The 13,971-nt window shown below is 57.8% G+C and carries 12 protein-coding genes and 1 pseudogene; 7 read left to right on the top strand and 6 right to left on the bottom strand.

Going from position 1 to position 13,971, the window contains the following annotated elements; all coding sequences use genetic code 11:
- The first annotated feature begins 605 nt into the window (after positions 1-605).
- The 5 genes from CO666_RS19415 to CO666_RS19395 all read left to right on the top strand — a co-directional run bounded on the left by CO666_RS19415 (position 606) and on the right by CO666_RS19395 (position 4,867).
- The gene (locus CO666_RS19415; RefSeq protein WP_097613820.1) at positions 606-863 is read left to right on the top strand and encodes a hypothetical protein; all 258 of its coding nucleotides are present in this window, start codon (positions 606-608) and stop codon (positions 861-863) included.
- Positions 864-1,012: 149 nt separating this feature from the next.
- The gene (locus CO666_RS19410) at positions 1,013-2,383 is read left to right on the top strand and encodes a DUF2254 domain-containing protein (protein ID WP_245436816.1); all 1,371 of its coding nucleotides are present in this window, start codon (positions 1,013-1,015) and stop codon (positions 2,381-2,383) included.
- Between the two features lie 576 nt (positions 2,384-2,959).
- The gene (locus tag CO666_RS19405) at positions 2,960-3,319 is read left to right on the top strand and encodes a nodulation protein (RefSeq protein ID WP_245436815.1); all 360 of its coding nucleotides are present in this window, start codon (positions 2,960-2,962) and stop codon (positions 3,317-3,319) included.
- Positions 3,320-3,390: 71 nt separating this feature from the next.
- The gene (locus tag CO666_RS19400) at positions 3,391-4,461 is read left to right on the top strand and encodes an AI-2E family transporter (protein WP_179869721.1); all 1,071 of its coding nucleotides are present in this window, start codon (positions 3,391-3,393) and stop codon (positions 4,459-4,461) included.
- 49 nt (positions 4,462-4,510) lie between these two features.
- Complete coding sequence (locus CO666_RS19395; RefSeq protein ID WP_097613818.1) at positions 4,511-4,867, top strand: potassium channel family protein; 357 nt, start codon at positions 4,511-4,513, stop codon at positions 4,865-4,867.
- Positions 4,868-4,946: 79 nt separating this feature from the next.
- Here the strand turns inward: CO666_RS19395 and CO666_RS19390 are convergent, their stop codons facing one another.
- The 4 genes and pseudogenes from CO666_RS19390 to CO666_RS19375 all read right to left on the bottom strand — a co-directional run bounded on the left by CO666_RS19390 (position 4,947) and on the right by CO666_RS19375 (position 8,881).
- Entirely contained in the window at positions 4,947-5,846 is a 900-nt protein-coding gene (locus CO666_RS19390; protein WP_097613817.1) for a carbonic anhydrase, read from the bottom strand.
- A 155-nt stretch (positions 5,847-6,001) separates the two neighbouring features.
- On the bottom strand, positions 6,002-6,202 hold the full coding sequence (locus tag CO666_RS34570) for a hypothetical protein (RefSeq protein WP_425352417.1): 201 nt from the start codon (positions 6,200-6,202) through the stop codon (positions 6,002-6,004).
- Between the two features lie 23 nt (positions 6,203-6,225).
- Positions 6,226-7,019 (bottom strand): annotated as a pseudogene (locus CO666_RS19380) (DUF2092 domain-containing protein).
- Positions 7,020-7,219: 200 nt separating this feature from the next.
- Complete coding sequence (locus tag CO666_RS19375; protein ID WP_097613815.1) at positions 7,220-8,881, bottom strand: SulP family inorganic anion transporter; 1,662 nt, start codon at positions 8,879-8,881, stop codon at positions 7,220-7,222.
- 828 nt (positions 8,882-9,709) lie between these two features.
- On the opposite strand from CO666_RS19375, the gene CO666_RS19365 reads away from it, so the two are divergent.
- Positions 9,710-10,732, top strand: coding sequence for a DUF808 domain-containing protein (locus CO666_RS19365; RefSeq protein WP_097613814.1), 1,023 nt, complete (start codon positions 9,710-9,712; stop codon positions 10,730-10,732).
- A 207-nt stretch (positions 10,733-10,939) separates the two neighbouring features.
- Here CO666_RS19365 and CO666_RS19360 read toward each other — a convergent pair whose 3' ends face one another.
- Both CO666_RS19360 and CO666_RS19355 read right to left on the bottom strand, forming a co-directional pair.
- Positions 10,940-11,938 (bottom strand): ABC transporter permease, encoded by a 999-nt coding sequence (locus CO666_RS19360; RefSeq protein ID WP_097613813.1) that lies wholly within the window; start codon positions 11,936-11,938, stop codon positions 10,940-10,942.
- A 40-nt stretch (positions 11,939-11,978) separates the two neighbouring features.
- Complete coding sequence (locus tag CO666_RS19355) at positions 11,979-12,719, bottom strand: ATP-binding cassette domain-containing protein (RefSeq protein ID WP_097613812.1); 741 nt, start codon at positions 12,717-12,719, stop codon at positions 11,979-11,981.
- Positions 12,720-12,971: 252 nt separating this feature from the next.
- Between CO666_RS19355 and CO666_RS19350 the strand changes: the two genes are divergently transcribed.
- Positions 12,972-13,952 (top strand): NAD-dependent epimerase/dehydratase family protein, encoded by a 981-nt coding sequence (locus CO666_RS19350; protein ID WP_097613811.1) that lies wholly within the window; start codon positions 12,972-12,974, stop codon positions 13,950-13,952.
- Positions 13,953-13,971 lie beyond the last annotated feature (19 nt).

Raw genomic sequence — 13,971 nt, 5'->3', positions numbered from 1 at the left:
GTGGAGCAGCCCGGTAGCTCGTCAGGCTCATAACCTGAAGGCCGCAGGTTCAAATCCTGCCCCCGCAACCAAATTCCTTCCCTTTATGGATCATCAAATAGCCCGCCAACCAGCGGGCTATTTGCGTTGCTGGTAACCGTAGCCCGAGGACTGGAGACCTCATCAGCGGGGCGAAACCGTGCCCGCACACCGCCAACCTTGATGTCGCAGCAAGGGCGTCGACTTCCAGAGATGGGCAATGTTCGCGTGGCGACAATTCCGTCGGTATAGGGCTTGAAGATACGGCACGGCAGTAGATTAGCGCGGCCGGCCGAGAAGTCGTAGGATGACGGACGCAGGACGCGCCTGAAGCCGCGGTCCGGCGCCAGCCAATAATCTCCTTAATGAGGGCGATAGCCGGTTTGTCTATACAGTAATATACGTCCCCCTCGCACCGGTTTAGTGCATAATCTGACTTGCCTCGATATGTCGGTTGGGATGCAGGCGGACGAATGACGCGCGTTCATCGATCCCGGGTTACCCTGCTTAGCTGATCCGAGGGGCCTGCTCAGTCTCCATGCAACGATACCGACGCGGGTTCGCAGGTATTTAGAGGAGTCAAGAGAATGGTCAAACCGAAGCCTCTGTTTAGTGCTTTGCTGGCCGCGATGTTTCTCGCAAGTCTGCCGGATTTATCGTGGGCTACAGAGCAGGCACAACAACGCCGTGCCGCGCGTGACGTCAAACAGGATACGCGCCAGGGCGCCCGCGATACAAAACAAGCATGTCGCGCAGCCAATGAAAAGAGCAATGCGGCTTGTCGGCAAGACAAGCGGCAGACCAAGCAGAGTGGCCGTCAGACTGGGCGAGACATAAAATACTGACCAGTGCCCGGGCGCAAAACTGCATCGTCGGCCGGGCTGCCAGGAATCCGACCGACGATGCATCAACGAGGGGGCCGACTATCCAATCGGTCCTACGGGCTTGCGATTGGGACAAACGACGATTCTCGAAGAGTGAGTGTAAGCGGGATATGATCCGCTTGGTCGTCCGGGGAACGAAAATGGGATGGAATCGGCTCTTCAGCCTGAGAAGCTACATCAAGTCGTCGTTGTGGCTCGTGCCGTTTGTCGCCTTGCTTCTTTATGTAGCGGCAATCCGACTGGTATATTTCTTCGAGCAATGGTTGATCTGGCTTGAACCATGGCCCTGGGGGGTGGCTGGCTCCCAGAGGTTGCTTGAAACCATCATTACAATGACGTTGACCTTTGTGGTCTTCACGTTCGGTTCGCTACTCGTGGCAATTCAGGTCGCAGGCGGTCAGCTTACACCCCGGATTATCGCGACGACGTTGCTGCGCGACAACGCCATCCGGTTCACGGTCGGATTGTTCATCTTCACTTTGCTTTTTGCGACAGGTGCCCTGGCGAGGCTCGAGACCGATGTGCATCATAAAGTCGTCGCCATTGCTGGGCTTCTGGGATTTTTGTCCATCGCAGGTTTCCTCTATCTGATCGACTATGCAGCCCGCCTTCTAAGGCCCGTCAGCATCGTCGCGCGGGTCAGTGACGAGGGGCGCAAGGTCATTGAGCGCCTCTATCCGATATTGGCGACTGAGGAATCTGGCAGCGGAGCGGACAGCGTGGGTCCGAAAGACAGTCCCGACAAGATCGTCCTCTACAAAGGGCGGCCAGCGATTATCGTGGCTGTCAATCGAAACGCGTTGCTGGCAGAAGCTGAGAGGTCGCACTGTGTGATCGAATTGGTTCCGAGGATTGGCGACTTCATCGCGTCTGACGAACCATTGTTCCTGCTCTACGGGGATCGATTTCCGAAGGAAGCCACCCTCAAGACGATGATCGCCTTTGGGCAGGAGCGGTCTCTTGAGCAGGACGTGACCTTCGCGTTCCGGATCATCGTGGACATCGCCATCAAGGCGCTTTCGAAGGCCATCAATGATCCGACAACGGCCGTGCTCGCGATCGACCAGTTGCAGCGGCTTCTCTGCCTGGTGGGCAAGCGCAGCTTACGTGGCGAAAGGATCCGGAACCGGTCGGGGGAGTTGAAGGTTGTATGCCGAATGCCAAGCTGGGACGATTTCGTAAAGTTGACCTTCAGCGAAATTCGACTTTACGGCGCGGAGAATTTCCAGATTGCGCGTCGGCTGCACGCTGTGCTGGAATATTGCTTGCAGGTACTCCCCGCCGCTCGTCGACCTGCGCTAGAGCAAGAACTCGAGTTGTTGGACCGGCAGTTACAAGAACTGTTTCGTTTCCCTGAAGACTTGGAGCTTGCGAAGACGGCAGATACCCAAGGGCTAGGCAGCGCGAAATTTCCTGCCCGTCGAGCTCTTGCACCTGTGGACCCGCCGATCGAAACGTCTCTGTCCCATAGAGTTCCGTAATATCAAAGGCCGCTGCTGTCTTGGCCTTCCCTTCGACTTCGGTCGCGTTGTTCGCCGGGAGGTGAACGCTTTCTCGCAGGGTTAGGCGCGGGAGGCATGTTTGTCGAAGAGGAGCGCGCCTCAAGCAAGTAGAGCAAAACGCGCATCATTTCCTCGCTCAAGAGTCCGTCGACTTCAGATCTTGTTGCTGTCCGCGACAGCTCGACGGTCCGTTCATCGTGGGCTCCATCCGGCGGAACTGGGCGTAGATTCCGGTATTCTCGGTGTCATGGCTATGTATATTACGTCACTGCTGCAGATTCATGGAGTATAATAGTACTAAGCTCAGTTGTTCACCTTTTTCGACGGAACTCAGCCATAATTGCGGGGCCCGAAAAATGAAAGAACGGCAATTCCTTTCCAATGCCAGATATCGCTGCATGGCTGGGTGCTGGGGATTGTTTGCAGTCATTGATAGCGCAACGGGTCGCCCAGCCGAAGTGGATGTGACCGCAGTTATGCCGACACGGGGGTGAAGCTCGGCGTCTCGCGTCCGATCTATTCAAACGCAAAGCTGAAAACCTGCGTCCGGAAGGCATGGTGGAAGTGAACAGTGATTTTGGCGGCTCGCCGTTTGACCGAGGGTTGGCGCGTGTTGATGGCCAAAGATTTGGGAAGATCGAAGGTAACCTTGGAACCGCGCAATGTGGGTTGCATCGATTGATGCTCAAGTTACCCGCTGCGCGAAAGCAACTTGAGGCACTGGCTGCGTCCTCGTCCCGGCGGCTATTCTGCGACCTGTTTGAGGCCTACGACGAGGCCTGCATCGCCCTTGAAGCCTTCCGGCACCAGAACGATGACGACCGCCCTGTTCGTGAATATGAGGTGATATGCGCGGAACTGGAAGCGGAGGTTATCCGCCAACTCGAAACGGCAATTTTATGGCTTCGATCGTGAAGCGACCTCGATCGCCCTGGCGCTCTAGGTTTCTGAGAATTCGGTTACTGAACGCACAGCGGGAGTATCGCATGACTACGGGCGTAGAGGGATCCCTAGGCGTCTGGGCCGAGCGGCTGGTTGGTCTTCTTGTCATAGGCGCGATCATCTTGGCTTGTTTTTGGATCGCCTGGCCGCTGATGGGCGTGCTCGCGTGGGGAGCACTGATTGCGGTGGCACTATTGCCGTTGGAACGCCGCATCGCTGACGCAATCGGGAGTCGCACGAAAACTGCGACGTTTCTTGTTTTGGCTGTATTGATGGTACTTGTGATCGTGCCACTCTCCTATTTGCCGGGCTCCTTCGATCGAGCAACGGAAGCCATTTCAGCCCGAACCAACAATTGGACGGAGCTAAAGCTACCGCTGCCGCCGCCCTGGATTGCCGATATTCCGCTGGTTGGGTCGACGATCGGAGAGAAGTGGAGTGCGGCCGCGGAAGCCTCACGCAATGTCCTAGCAAGCTTGAAGCCATACCTCGCTCCAGCGTTTCAATGGCTTGCTGCGTTTGGTGCATCGCTTGGGCTTGCCATTCTTCAGATACTGCTTTCCATCATACTCGCCGGGGTCTTTCTCGCTACCCACGGAAGTACGGCGTCAGCCTTCCGCACCATCGGGCGCCGGCTTGGCGGTCCAACTGGAGAAAGCTTGGTCGACGTTGCCGTTCGAACAGTTCGCAGCGTCGTGCAGGGCGTGATGGGAACCGCACTAATTCAAAGCATCTTGACCGGAATCAGCTTTGCTATTGCAGGGGTTCCATTCGCCGTACCGCTCGGCGTGCTTAGCTTCGGCACGGCCATGCTGCAAATCGGCACATGGCTTGTGTGGATTCCAGCCGCAGTCTGGCTATCCTACCAAGGTCAAACTGGTTGGGCGATCTTCATTACGGTTTCGGGCATTATCATCAACATCCTGGACAACGTCATCAAACCGCTCCTGATCGGTCGCGGAGCCGGTTCTCCAATCTGGATCATCTTTATCGGCGTGATCGGCGGCGTTCTCACGATGGGGATCATCGGCATCTTTGTCGGTCCGCTTGTCATGGCTATTGGCTATTCGATCGTCACGAACTGGCTTAGCGTAGAAACGCCCTTGGAGACCTAAAACTAAAAGGGATGCAGTCTGTTTTGTTTGGGAGAAGGCAGGCGTTTTGATGGTGAAAGCAACGCATAGATCGGAACGGAGAAAAACCAGGCGACTCTTCTTTGCAGCGCTCGTGAAAGAGCTTTACCTGATGTGGCCGATTTTCTCCGGGATCCTAATCATCATGCTCGGATCGGGCATCATCATCAGCCTCATTGAGGAGTGGAGTATCGGCGAAGCCCTCTATTTCACTTTCGTCACTGGGCTTACCATCGGATATGGCGATCTCACGCCCAAGCATGCTTCAGCGCGCGTTCTTGCCATGGTCATCGGATTTTCCGGGATCGTGCTGACCGGCATAGTTGCGGCGGTCAGCGTGCAGGCGCTGGGTGCGGCGGGACGCGACGACCCTGAACGGAGAGAATAGCCCGAGCAGCGTCAATGGCTGGTCCGTGTGGTTCGCAAGGCTCCTGAGGAGCTACCGATTGGGGACCCCACCGGATACTCTAGGCAACGAGTAAAGCGGTCACTCTAGGACACGACACCGCCAGATCACACAGCACCACAAATTCATTCGCGTCGACGGGGGCAGACGCGAGCCCAAACCAGTTTCGGTCTGTCTCGCGTGGCGACCACACAAGTCGTTGCTCCAGAAGGTAGATGCCATAGACGACGTCTATCGCCTCGTTTCCGGTTAGCCCGAGGCTTGTCCGAATATTGTAGGCGGTGAAAGCGGCGTTTAATGCGATCGCAACCTCGATCAGTGCGGTTCGATAGCCTGGTTGGCGTATGACCTCAATTCCATGAGCCCTTTCCAGCCATGTCGCTGCGAGCTGGACAATGACGAGTGTGCGGTCCACGATGCACCGAAGATCCTTCAGCGGCACGATGTTCATGTATTTGGCAGGCTGCAAATAGACGTCGACTGTCGCAGAAACGGCGCCGCAACCGCTGTGGCCAAGAACCACGATAGACTTTAGACTATCCCCGAGATGGCTGGTCGCATAGCTTAAACTTCCCATGACATCATCCCCGATACCATTGCCGGCGGTCCTGACGACGAACAAGTCGTTCGGGCCTTCGGAAAAGATCAGTTCGACCGGAACACGCGCGTCGGCGCAGCCGACAACTGCCGCGAACGGCTGCTGAACTGGTGCCGCGCTTCCTCTTGGAGAGAGGCCGATATCACGCGGGTCGATATCGATACTTAGTGCTTTTGCCTTTGACGAGCCGAGCTGGACGAGGAGTTCGGCGAAAGCCCGGTTTCCAGCCTCGAGGCGTAGACGGGCAGCCTGCGCATCCCGCGGCAGGGGCCTGTGTGCCGCATCAAACGCGAACCGATAGATCACTTCGGCCAGCAATGCGGAGTTTTCACACGAATGGTCTTTGGTGGAGTCCGTTGCCATGTCGACAGATCCTCCGGACGAAGATCCGGCCACTGGGGTCGGACCCATGAGTGGATCAATGGTATGTTATTGCCTCAACGCCGAGATGGCTGCGCGATACGAGCGAACCTCCATCGTTCAGAGGACCGAACCCGTGGTTGGCGGTCGATCCCCGGCTAACAGTTGTAGACACCGGCTTCACATCGCCGTGCGCTCCTGCGGGCAACGCCGGCAACGCTAACGGGTGTCAACGGTCTCCCGACCCTCGCCTCTACACTAGGCACCAGGTTAAACTCGATTGCGGGGCCTTCGCGAAATTCGACGGTTGAGGTACCGGCGACCGCAGCCAGCAAAGTGATAGCGATCCATCTGCGCATGCCCAATCTCCTTCCACGTTCGATCACTTCATTGAGAATATTTCTGGAAGTTCGTCAGCGTCCGGCAGGTTTTTCAAGTCCCGCTTCTGAGCGCCATTGGGTGCATCGAAGGTGAAATCGCCCGCCGCTGCATCCGGTCCGGCCTTCCATGACCTTACGTCAATGGTATACTGCGGGAAGCCTGCGACCTTGGTGCTGGTGACAACGTAGCGACAAGGGTAGGGGGCTGGCCCTGGGCGATCCAGATTTGCCAATCAACTCCTTCCTTGGTGCGAAATGCCAGGTGGTCGCATTCTTCCCCTCGAATTACGCCACTCCCGAGATCCTTCACGTCGATCACCTCGGACATGAGCGCGTCGTAAGGGTGTGAGATCAGGATGTCCCCGGCTGGTAGTGGTCGATGGAACTTGTCCCGCAAGGTGTCGATGAGATTGTCCGTCGTTCCGGGCAATTCGGCCTGCGCATAGAGGTTGGCGTCCTTCCCGAGCACCGACAGCGTCTTGCCGTCAAAGACTATTTCGACGTTGGCGAACCCGCCCTGGCGTGTGACGTGTAGCTTGTCAGGCCGATTGATCTTCACCGCACCGGAGCTTGCTAGGGCAAGCTTCTGATGCTGCTTGGTAACGACCTCCAGGTTCGTGTCATACTCGAATGATATTGTTTCCTGCGCTGCCATGTAGTCCGACATTGCCTTTAACAGGGTCTTGGCCTGTTTGTCGTCTGCGCGGACGGATGCCGTGCACGCCAGCGTCGCCATAACCACCACGGCGGCAAGCCGTCCGGCATTATCGAAGGGGCCTTCGGATAGAGATCGCATCGGTGATTCCTCCGTTACAATAGTGAGACGATGACCCGCGTGGCTCAAACAAGCGTCCGGGATCAACGGTCATTAGTGCGTCGTCGTCTTCCTGTTGACGACCCACCTGCGGCTTTCGGATGAAGCAACTTGCTTCCTTACACAAACTACATTGCACGGCGTGACAATGCTCAACCAGAGCAACCACGGGGCCGTGGTATCTAGCTGCCGCCAGCACGTTCCAAATAGCGTTGCAGAGCGGCATGCACGCTAAAAAAGAGGCGCTCACGGCCGAGTTTGTCGGCGAAACCGGAGGCTCGAAGATAGTCAAGCACATCCGGATTCAATCCCGCGAGCCAAACGGTTATGCCCTGAGCGGCAACGCGGCGTTCGCTCTCGATCATCGTCTGGAGGGCGGAATACTCGATGTCAAAGACACCACTCATATCGAGCGTGAGAACTTCCGGTTTATGCTCGGCTACCAATGCCTGAATTTGATCCGCGACTTGCTGAACATTTGCGAAAAAGAGTCTGCCCTCTGGACGAAGTATCAGCAGGCGTTCAAATGTTTCGTCGTCGGGGTGGTCCGCAGACAGCGGCCGGAGGACGTCAGTGCCCCGCTTGCGGCCAATGACATAAACTCTCGGTTTTGCCGACTGGCTGGCCAAACCGATCAGCGAAAGAACAATCGCGACGACGATGCCTTGAAGCGTACCGAAAACGAGAACGCCGAGGAACGCCGCCAGCGCCCATCGAAACTCCATCCGCCGGACCTTGCGGATGGACGCAAACTCTGCCGGGGAAATGAGCCCGACTGAATAGATAATCACAATTGCTGCGAGGACAGCCTGTGGCAACAGGCCAAGCAGTGGGGCAAGGAACAGCATGGTGGCTGCTGAAGTCGCAGCAGTGACAAGCGATGCAGTCTGGGACTGTCCGCCCACGGCGCGAACCACAGCCGTCTGTGAAGCGCCACCGCCTGCAGGCATGGAGCCAAAGAACGCTCCAGCCAGGTTCGCGGCGCCCGTTGCAAGAAGTTCGCGATTGGGCTTGATTGGCGACTCGGCTGGCTTGGCGAACGCCCGACCCGCGGCTATCGTTTCGGTAAAACTCATGAGAGCGATGCCGAGCGCTCCGGGCAGAAGCTGCTCGACCAAACCCGCATTGGGTAGAGTGAGTGATGGCAGCGACCGCGGAATGAAACCGACCGTCGCTATGCCCAACGCATTCAGGCCGGCGACCCAGGAAATCAAAATGCCCGCGCCGACCACCACGAGTGGGGCCGGCGAGTGGGGCCAAAGCTTTTCCATTATCCCCAATGCGATCAGCGCCGCGGCTGCAATTGTCAGCGTAAGCAGCGACGTCTCCGGCACATGGTGCACGAGACTCACGATGTCGCGGAAAAACCCAGCCTTTTCAATGTGCACACCCAGCAGTTTCGGGATCTGATCCAGCACGATCACTAGTCCGATGCCCGCTTTGAAGCCGGTTAACACCGGCGACGAGATAAAATTGGCCACAAATCCTAGCCGAAGTACGGAGGCTGCGATGAGGAGGGCACCGGTCAGCGCCGCAAGTGTCGCGAGGGCAGTGACTAGCTTAGCGGGATCGCCATCTGGAACGGCGATTCCAAGTTCAGTTCCCGCCAAGATGGCAAGAGTGGTCGTTGAGCTGACACTCAACACACGTGACGTGCCGAGTAATGCGTAGACAATCATCGGCACGAACGCCGTATACAGGCCGACACTCACCGGCAAGCCGGCGACCGTGGCATAAGCCATTGCCTTTGGCAGAACGATCGCAGCGGCCGTGAGGCCAGCCAGCACGTCGAGCCGAAGGAACGCAACGAAGGTGGCGGCGCCTTCATCTCCGCCGATTGTCATGTTCGTTTCAGGAGTCACGGCCGCAGCTCCCTCCAATCGAAAATTTGTCTCTCCCCTGGCATTTTGGCGACTTTCGCACTTCGTCCCAGTGTCGGCAGCTACAGGTTTCAGAGGTGCAACGGGCTGGACGGCCATCCAGAGATCGACGCGTCGGCCAAAGCATCCAGTCGTAAGTCTCAGGCCGATTTGTGACGGCCCACTATGAGCCGTTGCTCAGTATTTATGTCTCGCGCGTTCTGCCGATCAGTTGGGAGGAGCTCGAGGCCAGCAAAGCAACAAACAGAGGTTTTGATCCGACCATTGCCTAGCTCCGATCCAAACAACTGATGGAGATCGAACCAGAAGATTATGCACCAAACAGCGAGCTCAGGGGCGTATATTACGGTATTGAACACTGAGCGCCGCCGTAGCCCGCGTTTAGAAGAGCTCGTCAGATGTGGGGCCAAAGCGGTAAATTCGCGTCGAGAGGCAGTCTGACCTTCCTGGGCGTGTAAGGCCGCCGCATCAAGGGCACGCGTGAAGTGGTGTTGGCTGATGTTCCCTATATCATTCCACACCGGGTCGGGCGGGATATCGTGATTATTGCCGTCATGCATGCTCACCAGCGGTGGCCGCTGGAATTTAGGTATACACTCTGCCTGGAAATGCCTCTAAAACTCGGAGGGGAGGCCGCAGGAACAACCTCCAATGCCGGCGAAAACTGCATTGCCGTCGTGATCTGTGCGTGGCATCTTCCCGGCGGAGAATGCCACGTCTCGCCTCGAGGTCGTTGGATGACGGGTTTTCCATTTTTCGTTATGTAAGTCTGTCTTCCCAACGGAGGCTTGAATGAGTGTTGGCTTGATCGCCCTTCTTGATGATATCGCTGCATTGGCCAAGGTGGCGGCGGCCTCGCTTGACGATATTGCCGGGCAAGCAGCCAAAGCCGGTGCGAAAGCGGCTGGCGTGGTCATCGATGATGCGGCAGTCACGCCCCGCTACGTCACCGGATTTTCGGCATCACGCGAATTGCCGATCATCGGCAAGATCGCGCTCGGATCGGTGAAGAACAAGCTTCTGATCCTGCTTCCCGCAGCGCTTATCCTGAGCCTTGTCGCGCCGCAGGCGATCACACCGCTGCTTATGATCGGCGGGCTTTTTCTCTGCTACGAAGGCGTGGAAAAAGTCTATGGGCTGGTGCTGCCGCATGCTGCCCACGCCCATGAATCGGCACTCGAGACGACAAGCCTCGATGCGCAATCGCTCGAAGACCAGAAGGTTGCCGGTGCGATCAAGACGGATTTCATCCTCTCTGCCGAAATCATGGCGATTACGCTCGGCGCGCTGCCGTCGGGCAACATATTCACGCAGGCCTTCATCCTTGCCGTCGTGGGACTCGGTATCACGGTCATGGTCTATGGCGGCGTGGGGCTGATCGTGAAGGCCGACGATCTGGGGTTGATGATGGCGCGTGCGCAGACGGCGCCTCCGATGGGCCCTTTCTTGCGCGCGCTCGGACGAGGGCTTGTCACCGGCATGCCTTATTTTCTGAAAGTGCTTGGTGTTGTCGGAACGGCTGCCATGATCTGGGTCGGCGGCGGCATCATCGTTCACGGCCTCGAAGCCTATGGCGCGGGCGGGCTTGCGCATCTGATCCATGATGCCGGGGAGGTGGTCGCGCATGCCATTCCCGTTCTGGCCTCCGTGCTGCGCTGGAGCGTCGAGGCCGCAGGCGCCGGCATCGTCGGTATTGTCGTCGGCCTGATCACAATTCCGGTGGTCGGCTACGTTATCTCGCCGCTGTGGCGCTACCTCAAATCGCGGCTGCCGGGCCGCCGGCGGAAAGAGGCGCTGGCGGACGGCAAGAAATGAAGGCTCCGGCCAGGGAGGTTTTCGGCCCTACAAGCGATCGTTGGCTTGAATGCCGATCGGTCGTTCAAACGCATGTGCCGGCGCACTTCTAAAGCGCGTCGCGATCTTTCAGATTCGCTCCTCGCGCTTTAGGTCCTTGTTTTCGCATGTCGTTGCCGCAAAACCGCTGCACACTTTTGCGCGGCATGCTTTAGAGGGCGGATTCGCTTATTCGCCCTGTCGCAAGTTGCGAAGTCGGTCAAACAGCACGGCGAGCACAATTGCCCCACCAATAAAGCATCCTTGCCAGAAGGCGTTGATACCGAGCAGGCCGAGACTGTTGCGGATGACCTCGATGAGTGCGGCGCCGACCAAGGCTCCGAAGGCGGTGCCGACACCGCCGGCGAGATTGGCGCCGCCGATAACCGCGGCGGCAATGACCTGAAGTTCCATTCCGGCGCCGATATTTGTGGTGACGGCGCCGAGCCAGCCGGTCTGAATGATCCCGGCAATCCCTGCCGACAAGGCAGAAATCATATAGACGATAACCTTGATCCGCTGCACGGGAACGCCGGTCAGTGTCGCGGCGTGCTCATTGCCGCCGATCGCAAAAACATAACGGCCGAACTTGGTCCAGCGCAGCACGAAACCGGTCATGAGCGCCAGCACCAGCATGTAAAGCACGGGATTGGCGATGCCGAAAAGCCAAGCGCCGCCGCCGAGCGCCAGCAGCTTGTCGTGATCGGGACCGAACTGGAAAACGACGGTGTTGTTGGATGCAACCATCGCAAGACTGCGCGCGATGGACAACATGCCGAGCGTGACGACGAAAGGCGGGAAACCGAGATATGCAATCAATACGCCATTGAAAGCTCCAATCAGAAGAGCGGTGCCGATCGAGGCGGCGATACCGACTTCAATACCGTAGCCAGCGTGCATGGTGACCGCCAGCACCATGCTGCACAGACAAAGCACCGAGCCGACGGACAAATCGATGCCCCCGGTGATGATAACAAGAGTCATGCCGAGTGCGATAATGGCGACGAACGTGACGTTGCGGGTGATGTTGTAGATATTCTTCGCGGTCGCAAAGGAATCGGTCGTCATCGACAGAAAGATGCAGGCGAGAATGACCGCAATCAGCACCCAGAATGTCTGGCCGCTGAAGACCGATGCCAGCCAGCCCCGTTGCCTCTGTCCGATCGTCTGGTCAAGTGTCATTGCCATCGTCGACCTTCTTCTTTCCTGTTGCAACGGAGAGCATCGATCACACCTGTTCGATGGCGCCGGTGATCAGTCCCGTCACTTCCTCCGGCGAACTTGCCGCAATCTGCTTGTCGGCCACCTTTCGGCCGCGCCGCATCACGATCACTCGATCGGCGACCGAAAAGACGTCGGGCATGCGGTGGCTGATCAGGACAACGACGATGCCTCGGTCGCGCAATTGGCGGATGAGATTGAGAACCTCAGCCACCTGGCGCACGGAAATGGCTGCCGTCGGCTCGTCCATCAAGACGATTTTCGCTTCCGACAGCATCGTGCGGCCGATCGCGACCGCTTGCCGCTGGCCACCTGACATCTGCTTGACGAGATCGCGGGGCCGCGTTTCGGATTTGAGCTCGCGGAATATCTCGCCGGCGCGTTTGTACATGGCCTTGTAGTCGAGGATGCGAAGAGGCCCTATGCCGCGGCGCAATTCTCGCCCGAGGAAGACGTTGGCCGCCGCCGTCAGATTGTCGCAGAGCGCCAAATCCTGATGAACGATCTCGATGCCATGCTGGCGTGCTTCCTTCGGCCGATGAAGCACGAGATCGGCGCCGTCGAGCCGTATGGATCCGTGGCTCGGGCGAAAGTTGCCGGCGATCATCTTCACCAATGTCGACTTACCGGCGCCGTTGTCGCCCATCAGGCCGACAACCTGCCCCGCCTCGAGCGAAAACGAAACATCGTTGACGGCCTGGATGGCGCCGAAATGTTTGGAAATATTGGTGAGCTCAAGAACCGCCACCCGTCTCCCTGCCTCCCAATTTGCAGGCTATCCGTCGCAGCCGACTTGCCTTCGGCGCGAGGTTCCAGCGAGTTCGCCTTTCCAATCTCCTCCCAGGAAAAGCGATCATGAGCATTTACGCAAAACCCGGCGACAGCGTCAACTCATTGTCCGAGGTAACGGCCCTATTGTCGCAAAAATCGGTTTTGTCAGACAAATATCATTTGACGAGACCGGCGCTCGGATATTAGCTATCAGCGGGGGAGATAGAGCATGCTGATCCTTGTGACCGGTGCGACGGGCAAGGTCGGGCGGCGCTTCATAGCTGGGCTGCTTGACGATCCGAGCTTTTCCAAGGCCCGCATCCGCGCGCTTTGTCATAACCGTGTTTGCGATGAGGCTGACCGTGTCGAGGTCATCCGCGGGTCGATTGCCGATCGCAATGCCGTGGCAGCGGCGCTCAAAGACGTTACGCATGTCGTGCATCTCGCCACATGCAAAGAAACGCCGGAAGACATCATCGATGTCACGGTCAAAGGTCTCTTTTGGCTGCTTGAGGAGTTCCGCACGAGCGTCACGGCCTGCCAGTTCATCCTGATCGGCGGCGATGCGGGCATCGGGCATTTCCACTATCGTCACGACGGCCCGATCACCGAGAAAACGCCCCATTGTGCTTATCCCGGAAGCTATGCGCTCTCCAAGGTTCTGGAAGAGGTCGTGCTGGAACAGTTCGGCATTCAATATGGCCTCAATGGCTGCTGCCTGCGTGCGCCCTGGATCATGGAAAAGGACGATTTCAAATATTCGCTGTCTTTTGGAGACGACGTTTTTGGCGGCCCGGACTGGAAGACGCTCGTCCCGGACGATGCGGCGCGGCGCTATGCGGCCATGGGGACAGTGCCGCTGCTGCTTGATGCCGATGGACGCCCGCTGAAACGCAATTTCGTGCATGTCGACGACCTCGTATCGGCAATATTGGCAGCGATCGACAACCCTCGGGCGGAGCGGCAGCTCTTCAATATCTGTATGGACCGGCCCGTCGACTATGCTGAAGTCGCCGCCTATCTCCAGCGCACGCGCAATCTCGATTCCGTCGAGATACCAAGCCGCTTCCATTCCAATTGGATGGACAACAGCAAGGCGAAGTACCTGCTGGATTGGCGGCCCGCCTACGATCTCGAAATGCTTATCGACTCGGCATGGCAATACGAGCGTTCGAAGGAGGAGCCTCGCATCGTCTGGTATCCGGGTTGATTTCGTGTGGCGGGCATGC

The organism is Rhizobium chutanense (assembly GCF_002531935.1).
Classification (GTDB): domain Bacteria; phylum Pseudomonadota; class Alphaproteobacteria; order Rhizobiales; family Rhizobiaceae; genus Rhizobium; species Rhizobium chutanense.
Note: the sequence above shows the minus strand (reverse complement) of the source record. Positions and strands in the feature narration are given on the sequence as shown.